This window comes from Flavobacterium sp. (genome assembly GCF_052437795.1).
GTDB lineage: Bacteria > Bacteroidota > Bacteroidia > Flavobacteriales > Flavobacteriaceae > Flavobacterium.
The window spans coordinates 25,273-48,577 of sequence record NZ_JBQVPA010000007.1 but is presented as its reverse complement, the minus strand read 5'-3'; the positions used below and the strand labels follow the sequence as shown (position 1 = coordinate 48,577).

Genomic DNA, 23,305 nt, shown 5'->3' with positions numbered 1-23,305 from the left:
TTATGTCGTTTTATTATTTATAGTTGTTATTTCTCAAAACTGTCTTCGGCATACTGTACCCACTGGTGCTGTGGTATTTCAGCATCAAGATAGTAGTCAGGCTGAATGCCTTTGTCATCTATTGCCATATCAGGGATGCGCAGCGATCTCGAAAGGCAATACCTCAATATGATGCCACACGGCGAAGTAACGGAGTGCATGTTCGAAATATCCAGTACTCCTGCTGTTGTAGTGCCAAACAACTTGGTCTTGCTGCTTTGTTTTGCGGCCAACAAAAACTGTTCGCTCGTACTGCCATTGCCTTGGTTTATCAAAATTGCGACATTTTTTGGAAAAGGATGTACGGTATCAAGTTTTTGAACATATACCGTTTCGTCATTCCAGCCTACATATCCGCCCATGTTATCATTCAGCCTTTTTATCATTACATTTACCTCCGTTTTTTCTTCTTCCGATATCCCCTCTTCGGCAAGATATTCCTGCATGCGGGCATTGTTGAGCGGAGTAGACAGGAACTGCGTGGCCACTACCCGTATCGGGTTGGTATACAGGAACGGAATGATCTCTGCATAACTTCCGTCCGATCCGCCACCGTTATAACGGATATCCACAACAAGGTTTTTGGTTTTCAATATCTTGTCGCTGTTAGCTGCGATCACGCTGTCGATCGCTTTTTTATTACTCCCATCGAACGAAGGTATCCGGAGCACCAGCGTTTTATCGGAATATTGCTGCATTATGGGGCCATTGGTATTTATAAGCTCAAGGTAGCTTTTTACCTGGGGTGTATCCTGCAACTTTGGATCATCCCTCTTCAGCGTAAAACCGCCGAGTGAGATCGTGTTGTTTCCGATCATTTTTACATCGTCCAGCTTGTATTCCGAATAGTTGCGCAGGTAATACACGCCGCCCATTTTTTTACCATCGGTATCCAGCCTCAGCTTGATCTGGTTCTTCTGCCAAACTGTATTTCCCCCATCAAGGATAAACCCAATATAGCCTGTACCTTGCTTCAAAATTGCAATGGTATAAGGCTCACTTTTCCAGATACCTTCGTAGCCGTCCTGCTTAATTCCTGCAAGGTACTTTTTTAACTGTTTGTCAGTGCCTTTGTACTTTTCCCAGTTGGGTTTTGCCTCGGCTACAGGCTGAACAGGTGCCTGCTGTGTATTATCGCGCACCATATCAATATCGATGTGGCCACTGCGGAAAAACTTCAGCCAGTCATAAAGCGCGTACAGGCAGTCATCCGTACTTGTAATAGCTTTTACTTTTTCGGCGAATGCCTCATTGTGCTTTTGGTAGGCAGCTTCACCTTTCCTGTCCAAGGCGAATTTAAAACCGGCGTCGTTCTCCTCAAAAGTTTTCTTTACCCAGTTAAAGTTGTCGGTACAGGAGCAGTCCTGGGCATAAATGGTTGCTCCTAAAAAAAGCAAAGTGATCAAAATGGCCTTTTTCATGTTGTGTTAAATTCGTTTTTTGATTGATGATTGATTTTATTTTGATTGATTTGATTGATGATCGAACTCCTACATCTGCTTCCATCGTGCTTTGTACGACCCCGATGTATCCTTCCCGCGGAAATTAACCTTGTAAATTGTGCCTCCCGACAGCTTCAGCCGTACCGTACCGTTTTGCGAAACGGTGACCGACTTGACGAACAATTCCTTACCCTCATCGTCCGTCACTTCCATTTGCAGCTCACCCTTTTTTACCGTTAGGGTATAATCCAGCTCAATTTCAGTATCCTGTGCGGAGGTTATGGTGATGTAGGTGAGCCCGCTGTAAAATTTGTATGTAGCCTCTGTAAAGTCTTCGCCGTTCACGTTTTTCCATTTCTTGTCTTTTACGGGCTGTACAAAATACGTCCCTGATGAATGGATCGCCACCCGCTCCTGTGCCATGGATCTGAATACCGACACAATTGTGATCACTACTACTAAAATGAATTTGTACATAACTGCTATTCTTCAAAGTTTAAAATTTCTGTTTCCTTATAGTTCGCATACGATGATGTCACTACCCTGTCGCCCTGCTTTAGCCCGCCCAGCACTTCGTGGTACAGCGGGTTTTCACGCCCCAGCTTTATCTCGCGGCGTTCGGCTTTGTCGCCATTTACCACAAATATCCATTTGCCTGCGGTCTCCTCGTTGAACCTCCCTTTTGGCAGTACCAGCGTTTTTTGCTTTTCAGAAAGCATTAGCCTAACGCTGAAGCTAAGGCCCTGCTGCAATGAGAGTTCTTTATCTCCTTTAAAATTCAGTTCCACGGTAAAGCGGCCACTGCGTATCTCGGGGATCACTTTGGTTACCACCACATCGATCATTTCCCCCTTAAAGTCTACTTTGCCCTTTTGGTTCTCGCTTACACGCGGAAGGTAATATTCATCCACCTCAGCCACAAGCTTGTAGCCTTTCATCACGTCTATTTTTCCAATGCTTTCCCCCGCCTGGTAGCTTTTACCCAACACGGGCTCAAAAGAAGTAAGCCTGCCTGCAAGTGGCGCGGTAACTAAAAAATTCTTTTTGTTGGTGCGCAGTATGTCGAGGCTTTTGTACATGATGGCCTGCGATCCTGATATCTGCGCGATCTGTATCCGGTTGGCTTGCTTTTCCCTCTGGATGCTCTGCTGGATAATGTTTTTCCTTTCTTTCTGGAAGCGGAAGTTCTCCTGTGTTTTCTCCCATTCATTTTTAGACAGTATCTCCTGGCTGTACAACTTCTCATTAAGGTCATATAAATTTTTGGCATCTACATAATCGTGTTCTATCGCCACAAGGTCCTTCATCATGCCCAGCTCCTGGTTGCGCAGGTCGAGTTTGGCTTTGTTAAGGTTATTTATCTGCTCAATGATCGAGGTTTCCTGCGTTACATACCCTAATTCGGTGTTCGGGTTATACAGCCTCGCCAGGGGTTGGCCTTTTTCTACATGGTCGCCATTGCCTACGAATATTTCCTGTATAGAACCGCCCTCGATCACGTTCAGCAGCATCGAGTTCAGTGGCTCTGCCTTGGCCTGGAATACAATGAAGTCCTCAAAGTAATCGCTCTCTACGGTCTTAACGGTTATCTCGCCTTTTTTTACGGTAAGGCTCCTTTTTTTGGTCGCTGCCGAATAGCCAAAGTAGCACAGGAACAAAAAAACCGGCGCTGCCAGCAGCAGATATTTATTTTTTTTACTTTTACGATTGATGTTGGTGTCCATTGCATTTGTTTGGTATACGATAATGCAAATTCGTGCCACGCATTTAAAAACTATAACCAACTGAAATACAAAAGCTACCTAAAACCATGAGGATTGCATTATGTCCGTTTTCGGACAGTGTTCGTCCGAAACTGTACACTCCATGAAAAAAACACAAGCCGGCATATTGGTAATAGATGATAAAGAAGACATCCTTTTTGCCGCAAAAATGGTTTTAAAGAAGCATTTTGAGGAGATACATACCCTTGCCGACCCTAAAAAAGCGCTTGCCCTGCTGTCAGAAAACAGGATCGATGTGTTGCTCATGGACATGAACTATAGGATAGGTTTTGAAGATGGCCGCGAAGGCATTTACCTGCTGAAAGAGATAAAAGCCTTTTCGCCAACTACGGTAGTGATCCTGATGACCGCCTTTGGTAAAGTGGAAACTGCTGTGGAAGGATTAAAACTGGGCGCATTCGACTACATACTGAAGCCGTGGGACAACGACAAGCTCATAGCCACCGTAAAGCAGGCTGTCGCTGAAAGCAGGCGCGAACGCAAACAGGAACAGGCTAAGCCGAAAGAGTCGGTTTTCATAGGAGGGTCGCCTGCCATAAAACGCGCCTACTCACTGGCAGAAAAAGTAGCCGCCACCGATGCCAATGTGCTTATACTGGGCGAAAATGGGACAGGAAAATCAGCCATGGCGCGGCACATCCACCAAAGATCACAGCGGGCCGCACAGCCTTTCGTACACGTAGATCTCGGTGCACTGAACGAGAATATTTTTGAGAGCGAGCTGTTCGGCTATGCCCGTGGCGCGTTTACCGATGCAAAGGCCGATACGCCCGGGCGCTTTGAACTGGCAGATAAGGGTACCATATTTCTCGATGAGATAGGCAACGTGCCGCTACACCTGCAATCCAAGCTGCTGCAGGTGATACAAAATAAGCAGGTGACCAGGCTTGGCGAAGCAAAGGCCCGCCCGGTAGATGTGCGCATCATCACCGCTACAAATGCAAGCCTGAAAGCGCTTACGGCAGCACGCGAGTTCAGGGAAGACCTGTACTACCGCATCAATACCATGGAGATACTCCTGCCGCCACTACGGGAGCGCCGTGAGGATTTGGCCCCGCTGGCACAGTTCTTACTCGATGCCATGGCCGGTAAATACGAACGCGATACCCTTGTTTTTGCACCCGATGCGCTAAACCAAATCGAAAAGCATGCCTGGAACGGAAATATCCGCGAGATGGAGAACCGTATAGAGCGCGCCGTGATACTGTCTGATAACGGTATGATCAATGTTTCCGACCTCGACCTCGATATCATCATTGAAACCGAAGTTTCGCAGGATATCCAATTATCGGACATGGAAAGGACCGCCATAGAACGCGCGCTGCAAAAACACGGCAACAACATCAGCAAAACGGCTGAAGAACTTGGCCTCTCGCGCGCGGCACTCTACAGGAGGATGGAAAAATATGACATGAAATAAAAATACATGAAGTCCTTAAAAATATACCAGCTCTTTTTTATCAGGCTGCTCCTCATCATGACGGCAGCAGGCATTGGCATTTATTCACTGGCACTGGGGCTGCCCTATACAGCCTTCTTCTGCCTCCTTGTTACCGTACTGCTGTTGGCCGAGTTATTCTCTTTCATAAAGAATACCTATCTGTTTTACGACAAGGTGCTTTCGGCCATATTAAATAACGATTTTTCAGCCGATTTTTCAAGGCATAGCAATTTCGACAATTATAAAAACCTTTTACGCCTGTATGACACCCTCAAGGAACGCCAAAATGAGCAGGCTACCAAAGACCTGGTATACCGCACTATCCTTAATACCATCGAAACGAGTGTACTTATCCTTAATAAGAACGGCGATGAATGGGCCATATTCCTGATGAACGATCATTTTTCGGACCATTTCAGTACGCCAAAGGTCTCCAAATGGAAATACCTCCAAAACCAATTGCCTGCGCTTTGCAACATTATCGAGGAACGCGATTTCAGGGATCTCAGGACATCGGTACAGATAAGCCTGGGCGGTGGGGAGAGCCAGACCTACATGCTGCAAACGTCGCGAAGCACCACCTTTGGGCAGGAATATTACATTGTGATGCTCGACTCCATACAAAAGGTAGTAGCCAAAAAAGAAAAGGACGCGTGGATCAACCTCATGAAGGTAATATCGCACGAGCTGATGAACTCCATTACCCCGATACGTTCCCTAACGCAGAACATGAATGAGCTCGTAGCACAGGATACCCTGAGCCGCGAGGACATGGAAGACATTCGCGAAAGCGTACACACCATGATACACCGCAGCGACCACCTGCAAAGCTTCATAGAAAGCTACCGCAAATTGGCTATGCTACCATCACCCGACAAAAAAAGGGTGGAGCTGAAAAGCCTGCTGGACAGTTCGCTCGCCGTGATGGCCCCCATTTTCAAAAAAGCGGGCATAACAGTAAATAATGATGCCACCCAGAACCGATGGATCATGGCCGATGCCAGGCAAATGGAGCAGGCGCTCATTAACCTCCTCACCAACAGCATGTATGCTCTCGAGGGCAGCGACAGGAAAGAGATAACCATTGCTGCTGAAGTGAAGAACAACCGTACCTTCGTTACTATAAGCGATACAGGACTGGGTATCGATAAAGAGATCGAGGATAAGATATTCCTGCCGTTCTTTACCACCAGGCCCGATGGCGCGGGCATTGGCCTGACCCTGTCCAAGAACATTATTGAAGCACACGGCGGCTACCTCAGCTTTAAGAATGAGGGTAGCGGGGCCACATTTATTATCAGCCTTTTATAATTAATGCAATGCCCGTAACCGACATTTAAAATAACTATAACACAGTGCTTTTATTTTTTGGAGTACCTTTAAGGTTAAACATTAAAATAGTACCCATGGACACAAATACATCCCCTACCCACAGCGTTGTCTTAAAATATACCCTTGACAGATCTGACGACATAGCGCTTAACTGCGACCACTGGACACCAACGGATTTCGCTGGCGCCATAGATTCAGGGCTGCTGATATATGAAGGGCTGCTTGAGGCCGGCAGTGCTATAAATACCCCAATTCAAGGCGCTGACACGACCACTGTTTTCATATATGCCGACATACCGGAGATCAGCCATCCGTTTGAGATCGAAAACTTTTCTCAGTCTCTTGTTGATGCCCTGCAAAGCGGCGCATGCTCTATCGAGGTAAACAGCCACCATACCGTTGTAATTACCATTAAGGTCAACATTGCTAATAACAACTAATCCCACAGGAATAACGATTGATCGTATTTGATATTCGCAATGAACATAAAAAAAAGGGAGCCGAAGCTCCCTAAATTATTTTATGTTGCTATTATTTCAGTTCATAGCTAATGTTCACGTTCGCTGTAACTACGATCTCACCTACTGCAAGCGTTTCCATGGGAGCACCGTCGGCCATCGTTTTAAACTCGGCACGCATCATTGGTACAGGGTAATAGGTTTGTGTGTTATCGGTAACTAATAGGGCTTTACCTACAGCCTGTCCCAACGCGCCCGCATAATCCCCGGCTTTCTTTTTAGCATTGGCTATAGCTAAAACCCTTGCTTCGCTGTCATACTGGGCCTGCTTTGACGTACGGAACTCTACACCGTTGATGTTGTTGGCACCGGCATCTACTACACCCATCATTAGGGCATCGTATTTAGAAAGGTCCTTCAGGTGGATAACGATCTGCTGGCTAGCTACAAAGCTGTATTTCTTTTTATCGTAATCATAGTTCCTGTTCAGGCTTACCCTTTTGGTCTGGTAGTCCTTCTCAGGCACTTTCGCCCCTTTCAGGTATTTGATGATTGCATCGATAGCCGCATCGTTCTTTTTCTTTACATCATTGGCATCAGAACCTGTGTTCTCTACGCCAATGGTTATTACCGCCTCATCGGGGGTTACATATACTTTTCCCTCGCCCGATACATTGATCTGCGGGATCTGTTTCTCCTGAAGGGTCTGGGCGTTGGCCATCATGCTTACGGTGGCGAACAATACAAGTGCAATTCTTTTCATGATATTTATTTTTTGATTTTGATTATTGTTCAGATTTCAAATTACGTGCCAATTATAGCTTGCCCATCTTCGCCATTACGAACAAAATGATGATGGGTACCGCCAACACAATGACTACAAACGTATTATGCTGAAAAATTTCCGGCATTCTTGAAAGGGTAATGGCATACCCGCCAATAGCCCCACCAAAGTGTGCGGTATGCCCGATGTTGTCCCTCTTAACCTTCATGCCATAAATGGAGAACAGTAGGTAAAAGATGCCATAGAGATATCCGGGAATAAAGAAATTGATCTTCATTTCCGGATATATCAGGATAGCAGAAAACACCACCCCAACCACCGCACCTGATGCTCCGAGCGCGGAGTAATGGTATTCATTTTTATGGAAATAAAGCGTGAGCAGGTTGCCCGCGAAAAGGCTGACAAAATATACTATTAAAAAACCTACGGTCCCTAATGCGCCTATGACCCAGGGGGCAAAGAAAAACAGCGTGATCATATTAAAGATCAGGTGGGTCATGTCAGCATGGAGGAAAGCAGAAGTGAACATCCGGTACTGCTCACCTGCCCTGATAGCACCAATATGGAACAGGTACTTTCTCTTGAAAGCTTCGTCGTTAAAACCTTTATAACTCACTATCGCGTTGATGGCTATCACCGCTATCAATACCAGATCTGTATCCATTGTTTTGTATAGAAATTGTAAAATTAGTTATTGCGCGCAAACTGTGCGTTAATTATCTTACAAACTTTAAGTCGGGAATAAAAAGTATATTTGCATAAAAATTACAGCATGCAGCTTTTAGCCTACGCGCTCGCATACCCCATACTACGTTTTATATCCATACTGCCTTTTTGGGCACTGTATTTCCTTTCAGATTGTACTTACATACTGCTGTACCGTATCATCGGGTACCGCAGATCGACCGTGCGAAAGAACATGGCACTGGCACTACCGCATTTGTCAGAGAAAGAACGCCGTGAGGTTGAGAAAAAGTCGTACAGGCACTTTTGCGATACTTTTTTTGAAATGGCCAAATCGCTTAGTATTACTGATAAGCAGATACGGCAGCGCTTTACATTCACCAATATGGAGCTTGCCCACGAGTATGAAGATAAGGGCAAAAGCGTGGTTGTCCTTATAGGCCATTACGGCAGCTACGAATGGCTCCTCTCCATGAACCTGCATTTCCATACGTTCAAAGGCATCGGTATTTACAAAGCCGTCCGCAATAAATACTTCAACGAGTTGGTAAAGCGCATACGTCGCAGGTTTGGCGCAGAGCTTATTGGGACCAAGAGCATCATTCCGGCCATGCGCAAAAATGCCCGTGAGGGAATAAAAGGTTTTTACGGTTTTATCAGCGACCAATCGCCCAAAAGCCAAAGTATCATTTACTACGGTAAATTCTTTGGGGTAGAAGTGCCAATGCAGGTGGGCGGCGAGATATTAGCCAAAAAGCTCGACATGAACGTGATGTTCGCCCGTGTGGAAAAAGTAAGCCGCGGCCACTACCAATGCACTTTTGTAGCTTTGGAGGGAAGCCCGAAGGAGTATCCGAACTTTGCCGTGACCGACTGGTTCATGAAACTGCTTGAGGAACAGATAATCGAAAAACCGGAGTATTACCTTTGGACCCACAAAAGGTTCAAGCACCGCAAAAAAGACACTGACAATAAAGCTACAGCGTAAACCAGTCCTTAATTATCTCATTTACCTCGCCGCCTGAATTGGCATGGGCAAATTCGTTGCTGTTCTTATTATAATTATAGTCCTTAGCCCATTCGGCATGGTTTTGCGCCAGTGCCTCAATGGCATCGCATACATATTGTATCTCGGCGTTGGTAGTCGTTGGGTGTATGGACATGCGTATCCATCCCGGCTTTTGTATAAGGTCCCCCGCCGTGATCTTATCTGTAAGGTAATTAGACATTTCCTGGTCTACATGCAGGAGATAATGGCCGTAGGTCCCGGCACAACTGCATCCGCCACGGGTCTGTATGCCGTAACGGTCGTTCAGCAATTTTACACCAAGGTTAAAGTGCATCCCATCGATATAGAATGATACTACGCCCAGCCTGTTTTTATGCTGCCCGGCAAGGATGTTCAGGTTCGAAATGTTCCCAAGGCGTTCGAACACATAGTCAATGATCTCTTTTTCCCTTTCAAGGATGTTGGCTACACCCATCTGCTCTTTCAGCTTTATCGCAAGGGCGGTTTTTATTACCTGCAGGAAACCTGGTGTGCCTCCGTCTTCCCTTTCTTCAATATCATCTACATATTTATGCTCGCCCCAGGGGTTGGTCCAGCTTACGGTCCCCCCGCCCGGATGATCGGGGATCATGTTCTTGTACAGCTTTTTGTTGAACACCAAAACGCCTGACGTGCCGGGGCCGCCAAGGAACTTGTGCGGCGAGAAGAATATGGCATCCAGATAAGCATCCTTATCTTCAGGGTGCATGTTGATATCAACATAAGGCGCAGAACATGCAAAGTCTACAAAGCAAACTCCGTTATATTGGTGTACCAGCTTAGCGATCTCATGGTATTGGGTTTTTATGCCAGTAACGTTACTGCATGCCGTTACCGATGCTATTTTGAGGGTACGGTCTTTATATTTTTCAAGAAGTTCCTTAAAGCTGTCCAGGCAAATGAGCCCTTCAGGACAGGCGGGTATCACTTCTACATGCGCAATGGTTTCCAGCCATGATGTTTGGTTGGAGTGGTGCTCCATGTGCGATACGAACACTACCGGCCTTTTTTCTTCGGGAACATTAGTATATTTCCTAAGGTTCTCCGGCACTTTCAGCCCCAAAATGCGCTGGAATTTATTGATAACACCGGTCATGCCGCTGCCGGTCGTGATGAGCACATCATCCTCGCTGGCATGCACATGGTGCTTTATGATATGCTTGGCTTCATGGTAGGCATTGGTCATTGCAGTGCCCGAAACAGTTGTCTCAGTATGGGTATTGGCTACAAAGGGGCCGAATTCATTGAGCATCTTCTCCTCGATAGGGCGGTATAATCTTCCGCTGGCGGTCCAGTCAGTATACACGATCTCCTGCTTGCCGAATGGCGAAGTGAATTCCTGCCCTATCCCGACAATGTTTTGCCTGAATTTTGCGAAATAATGCTCCAACTCACTTTTGAGCATCGTATCTGCAGCCTGTAGCATAGTAGTAATGTTTGATTCCTGCAAATGTATCAAAACTTATCGGAAGTAGCATTTCCAAAGGTTTTTTTGCCACGAATTACACAAATTTCACAAATTTTGTTGAGGACCATCTAATCTATATCCCCATCTCTACCTGGAAGCGGATGTACCAGTTTTGCTTTGAGGTATTATCGAAATAGCTGAGTTCATCCAGTGTAAACTCCAACTGCGCCTTGAAGGCGTGTTCCCAAACGTACTTGGTCAGTCCCAGGCTGTATTGTTTCGCATCCGGCGCGAGTGCTGAGATATCTTTATTGGCCTGCTGTGTAGAGAATCGGCCTATCAATTCAAAATTAGACGGAAAGAGGTAGCTGAGCTGGTAATCCATGCCATTGCCTGTAAAGATGTATTCAACATCTGTAGCATCTTCCGGGTTCACGGTGATCGGGTTTTTCGCAACGCGCTGCATGTAAGCCGTCATGAATGCCCAGCCGTCATATTTAAACATGCCGTCGAAGAACAATGACCGCATGTCCCTTTTCTCAAAAAGGTCGTTGCCCAGCTGCCCTCCCGTACGCCTTGCCTTGTTATTGAACTGGTATGCTCCAGAGATCATGACCTTGGGTGTTTGCTCTCGCTTTAGGTCGCCTTCAAAATAAGCGCCATCTTTTGTGAACGCACCGAAAGGGTACAGTTCCGCTTTTCCGGTATAGGCAAGGCCATTATCCGGCTCGTCGGTTGAGTTGCGCCCCTCGCCCATGGTTACTGCACAGCGTAGATTATAGGAGAACTTATCGACCGATTCGTGCTGGTTGTGTACCTGGAAGCCAAAATCCCTGTCGATGTTGAATTTTGCGTTGTTTATGGTCCTGTCGCTTAGCTGCAACCCCCCGGAAGAGTTGACACGCTGGCGGTTCCCCGGAAGTTTGGTTTGCCCAAAACCGAAATTCCAGCTTTTTGTAGGGCGGTAAAACACCACTGCGTCGCGAATTATGTTGAGGTTCTCCCCCTCCTTGACCTCTCCCACATCGCCCGGGGCAAAGGAAAGCTGGATAGCATAAATGAACCGTGGGTCGCCCACATAACCGTCAAAGCGCAGCCGGAGGCGGCGGATCTGCCCATCAATTGCCGACTCTTCTCCCTCTTCCTGAAGATAAGTAGCACGGTTTTGTATCCTGAAGCGGATGTTCATCTGGAAAAGGCTATCAGGCGAGGTAATGCCCAGCCCCTTGCCATAGTTATAATACGGCAGTGCAGAGAGCTTGAGGTCATTGTCGGTCGTGGTTCGCTGTAGAGTGACCTGCGCAGTGGCAGGCAGGAGAAAGAAGATGAACAATAGCGTAATAATGCGTTTCATTCCTGTAGTTGTGTTGTTAGTTGTATTGATGATGCAAACTTAACACATTAATAATTATGACTCAATATTGCTTTACCATTACCTTTGCAAAAAATTTAGGTTATGTCGAACATATACATGGGTTACCATTTTACCATCGAACCCAAAGAGCCGGGCACCGAAATACTGATCGCAGAGCTGGGCGAAACCGCATTTGAAAGCTTCATTGAAACCGAAGAAGGGCTTTCGGCGTATGTACAAAAAGAGTTTTGGAACGAAAATATCCTTGAGGATATCCGGATATTGGATTCGGATGAATTCAGGATAAGCTATACATTTGAGGAGATAGACCAGGTAAACTGGAACGAGGAGTGGGAAAAGAATTTCGAACCGATCGATGTGGACAACACTTGCCGTGTAAGGGCACCGTTCCATGAGAAGAAAGATGTGGAGTATGACATTGTGATCGAGCCCAAGATGAGCTTTGGCACCGGCCACCACGAGACTACCTTCATGATGATACAGCACCTGTTGGAAACCGATGTTGAGAATAAAAAGACCCTTGACATGGGCTGCGGTACTGCCATCCTGGCTATTTTGGCCGAAATGAAAGGCGCCCGGCCGATAGATGCCATTGACATTGACAACTGGTGTTACCTAAATTCCATTGAAAATGCAGAACGTAACAATTGCAGGCATATTTCAGTTTATGAAGGTGATGCGGCATTGCTGGATGGAAAACGTTACGATGTGATCATAGCCAACATTAACCGCAACATACTGCTTAATGATATGCAGGCATATGTGAACTGCCTTAACAAGTATGGAATATTATTGTTGAGCGGTTTTTATGAGGACGACATACCGGCTATAGATGCTTCGTGCAGTGAAAAAGGCCTTACTTTTGTGAAAAAGTTTAGCCGAAATAATTGGGTTTCACTAAAATATGTAAATTAGTACCGTATAAAAACGTTGGAGATGAGCACAAGGGAAAAAGTTTTAGAAGAAGTACTTGTTAAGGAATTGACTTCCCTTAACAACGAGATCGTATTGTATAATGATGATGTAAACACTTTTGACCATGTTATCAATACGCTGGTAAAAGTTTGCAGGCATACCGCCGAGCAGGCTGAGCAGTGTTCGCTGATCGTACATTATAACGGAAAATGTACTGTAAAAACAGGAGAATACAACGATCTGGAACCGCAATGCACGCAATTGCTTGAGGCGGGATTAAGCGCTGAGATCGTTTAATTAAAAATACTTAAATATAAAAAGGATGCCGCAACGATTGCAGGCATCCTTTTGATTTATAGTAAAAGATGTTATTGTGCAGATCCTACTCTAATATATGTGTCGATCTGGTATACGGTAGCGCTGCCTTCCTGCTCCATGTAAATAGTTTTGGTGCGAAGTTGTGTCTCGGTTAGCTCCTCGATCTTGAATGATTCAAATTCTTCTCCTTCGCCTACTGTTAATGTCTCACCATTTTTCATATACGTTTCAGTACGCACTACTTCATCACAGTTGTTATCACCGTTATAAACTACCCATTTGTATACACCATCCTCAAGGAATTCTACATAGTCCTTACTGCAACCTTCAGAATGAGTATAATCCTCTAGTGTTTCCTGCTCCATTACCCTAAAGCCTGTTTTCTCATGTTGCCATTTTCCTCCTATTAGTGATGCGGAAAATTGTGTGCTATTGCTATCATCATCACTACATGATGTAAAGGCGAAACCTGCTGCAACAAATGCTAATAATAGTGTAAACTTTTTCATTTCGTTAGATATTAAATTATTTTAGTTTTGATATTGGAACAAAATTATGGCCGGAAATAACGGTAAAAAACTAAAAAACAGTTAATTAGTTTTACTTTAACATCATGAAGAATGTACTTTTAACATTCAAAACACTTAAAATCAAAAACTTAAAATGCTTTTGAATTTTTAAAAATAAAACTCGATGTTGATCAAACTAATAATTATTTAACATATTAAATATTTAATATGTGAAAACAAAATAAAAAATTATGTTATGGTCATTTGTTAGGCCAAGATAATCATTGATGTGTCTGGAAAAATACTACAACAAAAGTTAGATCAGTACTTTTTTAACTATACATTACCACAACATTTGCTGTCTCTTAACGATTTTGTGTCAATGTAGAAAAAGCGTTATTTTCATTTATATCTTTGTATTGATTGAGTTTTTCGGAATTAACGATATGAAAATTATAGCGTTAATTTTTTGTATAGTTTCTATATAGTAAATTTGTTACATCGTTTTCGTTGAATACAGTACTTTTATCCCATTAAACCTCTTAAAACATTATTTATGGAATTGAAAAAATTACTCAAAGCCAATTTATTTAAAGCAACAGTTTTTGCAGGCACGCTGATCAGTGTTTTTTCTGCCAATGCACAAACCGAGCTTACAGTGGATGCGAACGCTGCATTCATAGGATATGTTGGTGTTATCAATCCTGCGGACAATGCATGGCTGTGGGGAAGTGGATGGGAAGTTGCAGACCTTAAAAGCGTTGTTAATACAGCGAATAACACAGTAACCCTTTTCCCTAACTACAACCTTTATGGTAGTGGTGATGACCCATCTTACTGGACGAATGGTGAACTAGGCGCCAAAATTATCGAGGCCAGCACTTATGTAGAAAATAATTCCCTTATAGGCCAGGATGTGGTTTTTAGCGGGAATGTGAACAGCAATAACCTTGCTGCAGGCTATGAAGGCCTTGCATTTATTAAAGTCATGGATGCGTCATACGCAATATTGAGCAACCAGACTGCCGAACTTGATATGGGCAACTTTACAATAACTACGAACGTTGCCAACTTTCCAACTGCTGCACACGTACAGTATGGATTTTCAATAAAAGGACTTAACGGCAACCCGGCACATGAGATGGCGAACGGCAAGATCGAAGTTACTGCCGGCGATCCGGTGATAGAAGAGCCGGGCGAGGACGAAACTGTTGTTACCGTTGACACTTCACTTACCGAGGTAGGATTTGTAGGTGTATTTAACCCTGCGGACAATGCCTGGTTATGGGGAAGCGCCTGGGCAGTTCCAGACCTTAGGAGTGATGTGAACGATGGCAACAACACCATTACACTATATCCTAACTACAACCTTTATGGTTCAGGCGATGATCCGTCATATTGGACTAATGGCGAATTTGGAGCTAAGATCGTTGAATGCAGCACTTACTGGGAAGGTACAGGCCTGTTAGGACAAACGATCACCTTTGAAGGAAACACGCTAAGCAACTCGCTTATAAATGCTTATGATGCGCAAGTTTTCATTAAAGTAATGGATGCCACTTTTAATATGCTTGATTACCAACATGAGGCTCTTGTAGGCGGTACGGCATTTAGCGTAACTTCTCATGCAGAAAACTTCCCAACTGCAGCACACATTCAGTACGGATTCTCTGTAAAAGGCCTTAATGGTAACCCTGCGCACCTCGCTACGAACGGTTTCGCAGTTGTTGGTGCAGCTACTGCCAGCGCTGTAGATTTCAGCAAGAAAGCAGTTGTAATGTTCCCTAACCCGGCAAGCAGCGTACTTAACTTCTCATCTGAAGATGGTATCGATAGCATAGAGATCTTCAACATCATGGGACAAAAAGTTGTAAGCGCAAAACCGTCACAAAATGCTGCATCTGTTGATGTATCAGGACTTACGAACGGTGTTTACATTGTAAATACAATGGTGAACGGAAAGCAGAACGCTGCCCGTTTCATCAAACAATAATTCATATTTCTAAATTTCATGTTGATAAAAGCCGCCTATTCATATTTGGGCGGCTTTTTTTTAACGCATTATTAAGAGATCACCTCGCGATGTACAGCCATTTTGTTTTCAAGTCGTATATTCGTAAAACCATCTGTAACTAACCAAACCTACCACATTTTGATCAGAAAGGCACTTTTATTCCTATTGTTGTCCCTGGCAGGATATGCCCAGGAACTGCCGCCTATTTTAAAATATACCCCGGAAATTTACAATGCCGGCAACCAGAACTGGATGATAAGCCAGGACAGCGGTAACTTTATGTACTTTGCCAATAACGAAGGCCTGCTGGAGTACAACGGGTCTTCATGGACACTGTATCCATCTCCGAATGAGACTATACTACGCTCGGTAAAGGTTATCAATAACCGCATTTACACAGGGTGCTACATGGAATTTGGCTACTGGGAAAGGCAAAAGAACGGTACGCTTAAATACAATTCGCTCAGTAAAAGTGTAAAAAAGAGCATTCTCGACGATGAACAGTTTTGGAATATACTGCAATTTGACCACTGGGTTATATTCCAGTCCCTGAGCCAGATATTTATTTACGATACCAAAACCGCAAAATTCCAGATACTTAAGCCCGATACCGGTGTGAACAAAGTGTTTACCGTGAACGGCACGATCATGTACCAAACCTTTGGCGCGGGTTTATTTGAAATTGAGAACGGCAGCAGCAAGATGATAAGCAACAATGAAGCTTTCATTAAAAATAAGATCGTTAACATATTTCATGCCAACGACGGCCTGCTACTGCAAACACAATACAACGGATTACTGGAGTATCGCAATGGCGTTGTAGCACCATGGGCGACCGACGCGGATGACCAGCTGCGCATCAGCAGTATTTACAACAGCCAGATGCTTTCGGACGGCAGCTTCGCACTGGGTTCGGTATCTAATGGTATCTTTATTATAACGCCAACAGGCAGGCTGAAATACCACATTACCCAAAACAAAGGCCTTAGCAATAATACGGCCTTATCAGTATTTGAAGACAGGGATAAAAACCTGTGGGTCGCGCTTGATAACGGCATAAATTGCATCAATCTGCAGTCCGCCGTCAGGAGCTTTGTGGACGATACGGGATTTTTAGGTACGGTTTATACATCGATATTACACAACGGGACGCTTTATGTAGGCACCAACCAGGGACTTTTTTGCAAGGCTTACCTTAGCAATGATGATTTTAAATTCGTTGCAGGTACCAAGGGTCAGGTATGGTCGCTATATGAACATGGCGGGACGCTTTTTTGTGGGCATGACTCGGGAACTTTTATGATCAATGGTGCGGCATCGACTCATTTGTTCTCGGGATCGGGGACCTGGAAGTTCGAAAAATACCCGGGCAACAGCGATCTGCTGCTACAGGGGAATTACCATGGCATATCTGTACTGGAAAATACCGGTGGCGGATGGAAGTTGAGGAACTGGATAAGGGGGTTCGACTATTCGAGCCGCTATTTTGAACTGTTGGGCAATGACATATACATAAGCCACGAGTATAAGGGCGTTTTCAGGATAACTACTGACAGTGAGTACAATAAAGTACTGAGGTCCCATACCTATAAATCTCCGACAAAGGGCAAGAACGCAAGCTTAAGCAAGCTTAACAATGACATTTTTTACGCTTCTAAGGATGGCTTTTTCAAGCTGGACAGGAAAACCAGAGAATTTGTAAAACAGGAAAAATTATCGAAAAGCTTTGTAAACAACGAGTACATTTCGGGTAAACTTACACCTGACAGGACCGGGAAATTGTGGTTTTTCACCAAGAACTACATCAATTATTTTTCGTGCGGCAAGCTGAATACGGAACTGAAGCACGATGTGATCCCGATCCCATCGTCGCTTACCAACTCCATGCTGGGATATGAGAACATAACGCAGATAACGCCAAGCACATACCTGATAGGAACGACCGATGGCTATTACACCATCAATATGAGCGATCTGTTATTTAATCGTTACAATGTATTCATTACCAATGTTTCGAGCAATGTAATGAACGAGAGCCCGGTTTCGCGGTCCATAAAGGATGAAGGCAGCTTTAACCATAATGATAACAACGTTACCTTTTCGTTCACCGTTCCTGAATACGGCAAGTATATCAATGCCGAATATCAGTACATGCTAGAAGGTGTACAGGATGAATGGAGCGAATGGAGCACAAGGACATTTGTAAGTTTTAAGAACCTTGCTTCGGGGGAATATACCTTTCGTGTCAGGGCAAAGACGGGTAACTCGACATCCTTCAACACTGCCGAATATACGTTCACTATCCTAAAGCCATGGTATGCTACGACCATAGCCCTGCTCATATACCTTGTGCTTGCCATCATTGCGGCTTACCTTATAAACAGGGCATACAAAAACTATTACCAAAGGCAGAAGGAAAAGCTTATTGAGGAGAACAACAGGCTGCTTGAGATAAAGGAACTTGAGAACGAACAGGAATTGATGAAAGTGCGCAACCAGCAGCTCGAACAGGATTTTGATAACAAGAACCGCGAACTGGCCGCCTCAACAATGAACCTCATCAAAAAGAACGAATTACTCTCGATGATAAAGGATGACCTGAAGAAATCGGGCGAAGGCGGCAATATAAAATCGGTCATTACCACCATCAACAAGAACATCAATGAGGATGATACCTGGGATATGTTCAAAGAGGCATTTAATAATGCGGACAAGGACTTTTTAAAGAAGATAAAAAAGGCACACCCGTTGCTTACGCCCAATGATCTTAGGCTATGTGCGTACCTTAGGCTCAATTTATCATCTAAGGAGATCGCACCTTTGCTCAACATATCTGTAAGGAGCGTGGAGATCAAGCGATACCGTTTGCGTAAAAAAATGGAGCTGCAGCACGAATTAGGCCTTGTTGAGTACATTCTGTCAGTATAAACCACTACAACAATTAATCAAAACACCTATACATTCCCACAACAAACCGTGTATATACAAGGTTTTCGTTAGCTTGATATAGTCATATGAAAAACACTTAAAATAGTGTTAACAGTAGCATATCAGCGATAACCAACTGAGATGGTGACTTTTTTTGGGAATGTATATATTTTGTAGGGGTTGATTTTGATCTATTTATTCCAGACTACCATAATTTTAGAACATCACAAAAACCAAATTTTTTATATGAAGTCAAAATTATTCTTAATTGCCTTTATGCTGGTTTCAACATTTTGTTTTGCACAAAGTGTTGAGATCAGCGGTACGGTAAATGAAGCGGCGACCGGTCTCCCCATACCCGGAGTGAGCATTACGATCAAGGATTCAACTGGTGGTACAACTACTGACATCGATGGTAATTTTTCGATATCGGTACCTACCGGGGCAACACTTATATTTAGCTATATAGGTTTTGAAACGCAGGAGATGATAGCTGCCTCTAACCAAACCGTGACTATCAGCCTGAAAGAGAGCACACAAACTCTTGACGAGGTAGTGCTTATTGGTTACGGCTCGCAAAAGAAAAAAGAAGTAACAGGTGCAGTGAGCGTTGTAAGTGCACAAACTCTTGAAAACCTAAGGCCTGTGAAAGTAGAGCAGGCATTACAGGGTACTGTTTCAGGGGTTAATGTGACCACTACATCGGGTTCGCCCGGCTCGGGCCTTACCATCAGCATACGGGGTATTGGGACCAACGGCAACAATAACCCGCTGGCAATTATCGATGGATACATTGGCGAGCTTGGGCTGCTTAATCCTCAGGATATAGAGACCATTACCGTGCTTAAGGATGCACAGGCCGCTATCTACGGGTCAATAGGTGCGAACGGTGTGATATTGATCACTACTAAAAAAGGAAGGAAAAACCAAAAGCCAACCCTTTCGTACAATTTCTATACAGGTTTCCAGGAAACTACAAGGGAACTGCCTACATTGAACGGTTCGCAATATGCGGCCTACCTCAACGAAAGCTATGCCAATGGAGGTGACCCCATCCCCTACCCTAATTTGGGCGGGCTTGGCGCCGGTACCAATTGGCAAAAAGAAGTATTTGGGAAAGAAGTACCTATTATAAGCCATGACATGACACTACAGGGAGGATCTGAGTCGATCACATATTCTGTTAGCGGCTCCCACCTTGATCAGGAAGGTATCGTTGGCGGTAAAAAGTCGGCTTTCCTAAGGAATACGGCAAGGCTTGCGCTTAATGCCGACCTTAGCGACAAGCTAAAACTGAACACCAACGTTATTTATACCTATTTCAACAGGAGGAACCTTAATGAGAACGCATTAGGATCGGTACTGTTCAACGCTATTAACGTATCGCCTTTACAAAAGCCGTATGACGATAGCGGTGACTTTTCGCTTGTACCGTCTACGACCGGTTTTGGTAATGAGATCATCAACCCGCTGGCGCAGATAGACAACACGTATAATTCGTACCATTATAAAAAACTTAACGGTAGCTTTGGGCTTGATTATAACCTGTTCAAAGGTTTGACCGTAACTGCGAGGATGGGCTTTAACACCTCTAACAGCGAGTCAAAGACCTTTGCCAAAATGGTAAATTATGGTTCCGGTAAAATATACAACGTAACACGCAGCAGTGTAACGCAGGGTGCCGTAAACGATAACAACTACAATTTTGACCTGTTCGCGACGTATCAGAAAACTATAGCAGAAAGCCATAACTTTAGCTTTACGCTTGGCAATACCATATTTAAAGAATGGGGTAACGGACTATACGCCACAGGTTATGATGTACCGAACAATTCATGGGAGTTTGCCGACATTAACCTTGCCAATGGCCTGCCTACACAGCAGCCGAACAGCTCTTACACATATGACGAGAGAAGGCTTTCGTATTTCGGGAGGCTGCAGTACGACTATAAAGGCCGCTACCTGCTCTCTGCCATGCTGCGTCGCGATATGTCAACAAAATTCGGCCCCGAGAACAGGGTGGCTTACTTCCCTTCGTTCACAGGTGGTTGGGTCCTCTCGGATGAGTCGTTCTTCAAACAGAACAAAATATTGAATTTCGCAAAGATCCGTGCCAGCTATGGTACATTGGGTAATGACAACATCGGATCAAACCTGTACACATCATTGCTAAATGGTGAGGCTATGTATGTATTCGATGGGGCACTGACGCCGGGTAGGGCAACAGGCGTTATTACCAACCCAAATGTAAAATGGGAAGAAGCAAGGAAATTTGACGTTGGTGTCGACCTGAATTTCTTTAACAGCGATGTAACCTTTGTAGCCGATTATTTCGTAGATACACGACATGACCTGCTTGTGCCTGGCATACCTGTATCGGGTATTTTAGGAGCTGCGGCGCCGGGTTCTGGATTTCCGACGATCAATGCGGGTAACGTAAAAAATTACGGGCTCGAGCTTGCTGTTGGTTACAAAAAGGACCTTACAGACAATTTGAGGATCGATGTTAATTACAATGTTACGTTTATCAAAAATAAGGTACTACAGGTAGACAATGCTACAGGATATCTTCAGGGTGGTAATTTCGGCACAGCTGAACCTGCCGCGAGGATGGAAGTGGGCAAGCCAATGGGATACTTTTATGGTTACAGGACCGATGGTATTTTCCAGAACCAGGCCGAGATCGATGCTGCACCTTCGCAAACAGGCCTTGGCGCACAGACCGTACAGCCGGGCGACATACGATTTGTGGACATGAACGGCGATAACAAGATCGATGCAAATGATAAGACCAACATTGGCGACCCAATACCGGCGGCCACAATGGGCTTTAACATTAACCTGAAATACAAAGGTTTCGACTTCGCGGCATATACGTTCGCATCGATAGGGAATGACATGCTAAGGAACTATGAAAGGACCGTGCCGAACGGTAACAGGCTAAACTATGTTCTTGACCGTTGGACAGGAGAAGGTACCAGCAACACCGTACCAAGGGCTACTACGGGAGCAACGAACAACAATGTGATCTCTGACTATTTTGTTGAAGATGCATCCTATGTAAGGATACAAAATGTCCAGTTGGGCTATACGTTCACAGAAGACATATTGGGCAAGGCAGGGATTACAAAAGCAAGGCTTTATGTGGGTGTGAACAACCTTTACACTTTTACTAAATATATGGGTTATGACCCTGGAGCTTCTTCCGGTGCGCCAATTGGCGGTGGTATCGACTATGGTTTTTACCCGGTACCAAGAATGTACATGATAGGAGCGAACATTAATTTTTAATTTAAGAAAACATGAAGAAGAGAATATTAACTGTCATAGCCGCATTTACTATCTTAAGTATGTCGGTATCTTGTGGGGATGATTTTGTAGACAGGCAGCAGCCCTACTCTATCGACTCCGAAAACTACTTTAACTCGGAAGATGATTATCAGCAGGCGCTTATTGCTGTGTATGACATATTGCAGCCATCCTACCAAAACGTACTTTTGGGAGAGATAGCTTCTGATAATACCCTTGCCGGCGGCGAGAGCGCGACCGACGTTCCCGGTTTCCAGCAGGTGGACGACATGACCCATACCCCGATCAATCCAGAAGTAAAAAAGATATGGGACTGGATGTTCGCTGGGATTAACAGGGCCAATTACATCCTTGAATTTAAAGATAAGACCGATTTTGAAGGCAAGGAGCACGTACTGGCACAAACACGTTTCCTGAGGGCTTACTTTCATTTTGAGCTTGTAAAATGGTTTGGCGGCGTACCAATGAAAGGCGACGCAAGGTTTAAGCTGGGTGATGAGACCACGATCCAACGTTCATCTGCCGAAGAGGTATATGCTGCTATCGAGGCCGACCTGCTGTATGCTATTGAGAACATCAATACCGGCGCACCGGCACAGCAGGGCCGTGTGACAAAGGGTGCCGCTCAGGCATTGCTTGGCAAAGTGTACCTGTACTGGGCAGACCTTGGCAACGGGAACCCTACGAAATTCGCGGATGCGGCCAACGTATTGGAAAGCCTGATATCAAGCAACGCATATAGCCTTGTTACAGACTACAGTACCATTTTTGAGAATAATAACGAGAACAATGCTGAGTCTGTGTTTGAGATACAGTATAGTGATGGCGAAGGCGGAAGCTTTGAATGCCTCCAGTGCAGCGAGGGTAACATTGCCGTGGGCTTTAACGGGCCCAGGGGATACAACGGGCCTTTCTTTGAGTCCGGCTACAGCTTTAACGTACCTACCCAGGAGGCCTATGATATGTTTGAAAGCGGAGACATGAGAAAGGATATAGCGATACTTAATATCCAGGCGATCGTTGACGCTTATCCTAACTGGAATAATGGCGCCGGCGTTCAATATGGCCAGGGGTACGAGCACACAGGCTTCTATAACAGGAAATATATACCAAGGGTGGGCGACCTTAACCCACAAGACCCGAACCTTACCAACCCGAACAACTATAGGGCTATTCGCTATGCCGATGTGCTGCTTATGGCTGCTGAGGCATACAACAGGGGCGACATTGACGATACAAGGGCACAAATGTACCTGAACATGGTGATACGCAGGGCTTATGGGAACACCCTGCACGATGTTACTGAAACAGACTCAAACCTTACCGAACTCATTTGGCAGGAAAGAAGGAAAGAGCTGGTAGGCGAAGGCCATCGTTTCTTTGACCTGGTGCGCACCAAAAGGGCAGCGGGCACGATACCCGGCTTTATTACGAACAAGCATGAGCTCTTCCCGATACCTTTCGAAGAAATACAGTTCTCTAATAACCTTTGGCAGCAAAATCCTGGCTATTAATAA

The 23,305-nt window shown here is 44.8% G+C and carries 18 protein-coding genes; 10 read left to right on the top strand and 8 right to left on the bottom strand.

Going from position 1 to position 23,305, the window contains the following annotated elements:
* Positions 1–26: 26 nt before the first annotated feature.
* From ACT6R0_RS17685 to ACT6R0_RS17675, 3 genes are all read right to left on the bottom strand, one after another.
* The gene (locus ACT6R0_RS17685; RefSeq protein WP_444655204.1) at positions 27–1,460 is read right to left on the bottom strand and encodes a S41 family peptidase; all 1,434 of its coding nucleotides are present in this window, start codon (positions 1,458–1,460) and stop codon (positions 27–29) included.
* Positions 1,461–1,529: 69 nt separating this feature from the next.
* Positions 1,530–1,958: a hypothetical protein gene (locus ACT6R0_RS17680; protein WP_444655206.1), complete on the bottom strand. Its 429-nt coding sequence runs from the start codon at positions 1,956–1,958 to the stop codon at positions 1,530–1,532.
* Between the two features lie 5 nt (positions 1,959–1,963).
* Positions 1,964–3,205: an efflux RND transporter periplasmic adaptor subunit gene (locus ACT6R0_RS17675; protein ID WP_444655207.1), complete on the bottom strand. Its 1,242-nt coding sequence runs from the start codon at positions 3,203–3,205 to the stop codon at positions 1,964–1,966.
* 142 nt (positions 3,206–3,347) lie between these two features.
* On the opposite strand from ACT6R0_RS17675, the gene ACT6R0_RS17670 reads away from it, so the two are divergent.
* From ACT6R0_RS17670 to ACT6R0_RS17660, 3 genes are all read left to right on the top strand, one after another.
* Positions 3,348–4,685 (top strand): sigma-54-dependent transcriptional regulator, encoded by a 1,338-nt coding sequence (locus tag ACT6R0_RS17670; RefSeq protein WP_444655208.1) that lies wholly within the window; start codon positions 3,348–3,350, stop codon positions 4,683–4,685.
* 6 nt (positions 4,686–4,691) lie between these two features.
* The gene (locus tag ACT6R0_RS17665; RefSeq protein ID WP_444655210.1) at positions 4,692–6,017 is read left to right on the top strand and encodes a sensor histidine kinase; all 1,326 of its coding nucleotides are present in this window, start codon (positions 4,692–4,694) and stop codon (positions 6,015–6,017) included.
* A 95-nt stretch (positions 6,018–6,112) separates the two neighbouring features.
* Entirely contained in the window at positions 6,113–6,478 is a 366-nt protein-coding gene (locus ACT6R0_RS17660; RefSeq protein ID WP_444655211.1) for a hypothetical protein, read from the top strand.
* 91 nt (positions 6,479–6,569) lie between these two features.
* On the opposite strand, the gene ACT6R0_RS17655 is transcribed toward ACT6R0_RS17660, so the two are convergent.
* Together ACT6R0_RS17655 and ACT6R0_RS17650 are read right to left on the bottom strand one after the other, a co-directional pair.
* On the bottom strand, positions 6,570–7,259 hold the full coding sequence (locus ACT6R0_RS17655; protein ID WP_444655212.1) for an SIMPL domain-containing protein: 690 nt from the start codon (positions 7,257–7,259) through the stop codon (positions 6,570–6,572).
* 52 nt (positions 7,260–7,311) lie between these two features.
* Complete coding sequence (locus tag ACT6R0_RS17650; RefSeq protein ID WP_444655214.1) at positions 7,312–7,944, bottom strand: rhomboid family intramembrane serine protease; 633 nt, start codon at positions 7,942–7,944, stop codon at positions 7,312–7,314.
* Positions 7,945–8,052: 108 nt separating this feature from the next.
* Here ACT6R0_RS17650 and ACT6R0_RS17645 point away from each other — a divergent pair, with 108 nt between their 5' ends.
* On the top strand, positions 8,053–8,952 hold the full coding sequence (locus ACT6R0_RS17645; RefSeq protein WP_444655215.1) for a lysophospholipid acyltransferase family protein: 900 nt from the start codon (positions 8,053–8,055) through the stop codon (positions 8,950–8,952).
* On the opposite strand, the gene ACT6R0_RS17640 is transcribed toward ACT6R0_RS17645, so the two are convergent.
* Both ACT6R0_RS17640 and ACT6R0_RS17635 read right to left on the bottom strand, forming a co-directional pair.
* Positions 8,942–10,438, bottom strand: a complete 1,497-nt coding sequence (locus ACT6R0_RS17640; RefSeq protein ID WP_444655216.1) for an aminotransferase class V-fold PLP-dependent enzyme — start codon at positions 10,436–10,438, stop codon at positions 8,942–8,944. The two genes, ACT6R0_RS17645 and ACT6R0_RS17640, sit on opposite strands and share 11 nt — an antisense overlap.
* A 115-nt stretch (positions 10,439–10,553) precedes the next feature.
* Positions 10,554–11,774: a porin gene (locus ACT6R0_RS17635; protein ID WP_444655218.1), complete on the bottom strand. Its 1,221-nt coding sequence runs from the start codon at positions 11,772–11,774 to the stop codon at positions 10,554–10,556.
* 102 nt (positions 11,775–11,876) lie between these two features.
* On the opposite strand from ACT6R0_RS17635, the gene prmA reads away from it, so the two are divergent.
* Complete coding sequence (prmA, locus tag ACT6R0_RS17630) at positions 11,877–12,710, top strand: 50S ribosomal protein L11 methyltransferase (protein ID WP_444655219.1); 834 nt, start codon at positions 11,877–11,879, stop codon at positions 12,708–12,710.
* 21 nt (positions 12,711–12,731) lie between these two features.
* Positions 12,732–13,007, top strand: coding sequence for an ATP-dependent Clp protease adaptor ClpS (locus ACT6R0_RS17625; RefSeq protein WP_444655221.1), 276 nt, complete (start codon positions 12,732–12,734; stop codon positions 13,005–13,007).
* A 71-nt stretch (positions 13,008–13,078) separates the two neighbouring features.
* Here the strand turns inward: ACT6R0_RS17625 and ACT6R0_RS17620 are convergent, their stop codons facing one another.
* Complete coding sequence (locus ACT6R0_RS17620; protein ID WP_444655222.1) at positions 13,079–13,537, bottom strand: hypothetical protein; 459 nt, start codon at positions 13,535–13,537, stop codon at positions 13,079–13,081.
* Between the two features lie 556 nt (positions 13,538–14,093).
* Between ACT6R0_RS17620 and ACT6R0_RS17615 the strand changes: the two genes are divergently transcribed.
* The 4 genes from ACT6R0_RS17615 to ACT6R0_RS17600 all read left to right on the top strand — a co-directional run bounded on the left by ACT6R0_RS17615 (position 14,094) and on the right by ACT6R0_RS17600 (position 23,302).
* Entirely contained in the window at positions 14,094–15,530 is a 1,437-nt protein-coding gene (locus tag ACT6R0_RS17615; RefSeq protein WP_444655224.1) for a T9SS type A sorting domain-containing protein, read from the top strand.
* A gap of 159 nt (positions 15,531–15,689) precedes the next feature.
* Positions 15,690–18,479 (top strand): triple tyrosine motif-containing protein, encoded by a 2,790-nt coding sequence (locus tag ACT6R0_RS17610; protein WP_444655226.1) that lies wholly within the window; start codon positions 15,690–15,692, stop codon positions 18,477–18,479.
* A 246-nt stretch (positions 18,480–18,725) separates the two neighbouring features.
* On the top strand, positions 18,726–21,770 hold the full coding sequence (locus tag ACT6R0_RS17605) for a SusC/RagA family TonB-linked outer membrane protein (RefSeq protein ID WP_444655228.1): 3,045 nt from the start codon (positions 18,726–18,728) through the stop codon (positions 21,768–21,770).
* 11 nt (positions 21,771–21,781) lie between these two features.
* Positions 21,782–23,302, top strand: a complete 1,521-nt coding sequence (locus ACT6R0_RS17600) for a RagB/SusD family nutrient uptake outer membrane protein (RefSeq protein ID WP_444655229.1) — start codon at positions 21,782–21,784, stop codon at positions 23,300–23,302.
* Positions 23,303–23,305: the final 3 nt, after the last annotated feature.

What these genes read in the sequence shown, in the direction of transcription:
- ACT6R0_RS17620 (WP_444655222.1), bottom strand. Translation starts at nt 13,537, where the DNA reads ATGAAAAAGTTTACACTATTATTAGCATTTGTTGCAGCAGGTTTCGCC.
- ACT6R0_RS17660 (WP_444655211.1), top strand. Translation starts at nt 6,113, where the DNA reads ATGGACACAAATACATCCCCTACCCACAGCGTTGTCTTAAAATATACC.
- ACT6R0_RS17655 (WP_444655212.1), bottom strand. Translation starts at nt 7,259, where the DNA reads ATGAAAAGAATTGCACTTGTATTGTTCGCCACCGTAAGCATGATGGCC.
- ACT6R0_RS17670 (WP_444655208.1), top strand. Translation starts at nt 3,348, where the DNA reads ATGAAAAAAACACAAGCCGGCATATTGGTAATAGATGATAAAGAAGAC.
- ACT6R0_RS17605 (WP_444655228.1), top strand. Translation starts at nt 18,726, where the DNA reads ATGAAGTCAAAATTATTCTTAATTGCCTTTATGCTGGTTTCAACATTT.
- ACT6R0_RS17680 (WP_444655206.1), bottom strand. Translation starts at nt 1,958, where the DNA reads ATGTACAAATTCATTTTAGTAGTAGTGATCACAATTGTGTCGGTATTC.
- ACT6R0_RS17675 (WP_444655207.1), bottom strand. Translation starts at nt 3,205, where the DNA reads ATGGACACCAACATCAATCGTAAAAGTAAAAAAAATAAATATCTGCTG.
- ACT6R0_RS17650 (WP_444655214.1), bottom strand. Translation starts at nt 7,944, where the DNA reads ATGGATACAGATCTGGTATTGATAGCGGTGATAGCCATCAACGCGATA.
- ACT6R0_RS17635 (WP_444655218.1), bottom strand. Translation starts at nt 11,774, where the DNA reads ATGAAACGCATTATTACGCTATTGTTCATCTTCTTTCTCCTGCCTGCC.
- ACT6R0_RS17625 (WP_444655221.1), top strand. Translation starts at nt 12,732, where the DNA reads ATGAGCACAAGGGAAAAAGTTTTAGAAGAAGTACTTGTTAAGGAATTG.
- prmA (WP_444655219.1), top strand. Translation starts at nt 11,877, where the DNA reads ATGTCGAACATATACATGGGTTACCATTTTACCATCGAACCCAAAGAG.
- ACT6R0_RS17600 (WP_444655229.1), top strand. Translation starts at nt 21,782, where the DNA reads ATGAAGAAGAGAATATTAACTGTCATAGCCGCATTTACTATCTTAAGT.
- ACT6R0_RS17645 (WP_444655215.1), top strand. Translation starts at nt 8,053, where the DNA reads ATGCAGCTTTTAGCCTACGCGCTCGCATACCCCATACTACGTTTTATA.
- ACT6R0_RS17640 (WP_444655216.1), bottom strand. Translation starts at nt 10,438, where the DNA reads ATGCTACAGGCTGCAGATACGATGCTCAAAAGTGAGTTGGAGCATTAT.
- ACT6R0_RS17685 (WP_444655204.1), bottom strand. Translation starts at nt 1,460, where the DNA reads ATGAAAAAGGCCATTTTGATCACTTTGCTTTTTTTAGGAGCAACCATT.
- ACT6R0_RS17665 (WP_444655210.1), top strand. Translation starts at nt 4,692, where the DNA reads ATGAAGTCCTTAAAAATATACCAGCTCTTTTTTATCAGGCTGCTCCTC.
- ACT6R0_RS17615 (WP_444655224.1), top strand. Translation starts at nt 14,094, where the DNA reads ATGGAATTGAAAAAATTACTCAAAGCCAATTTATTTAAAGCAACAGTT.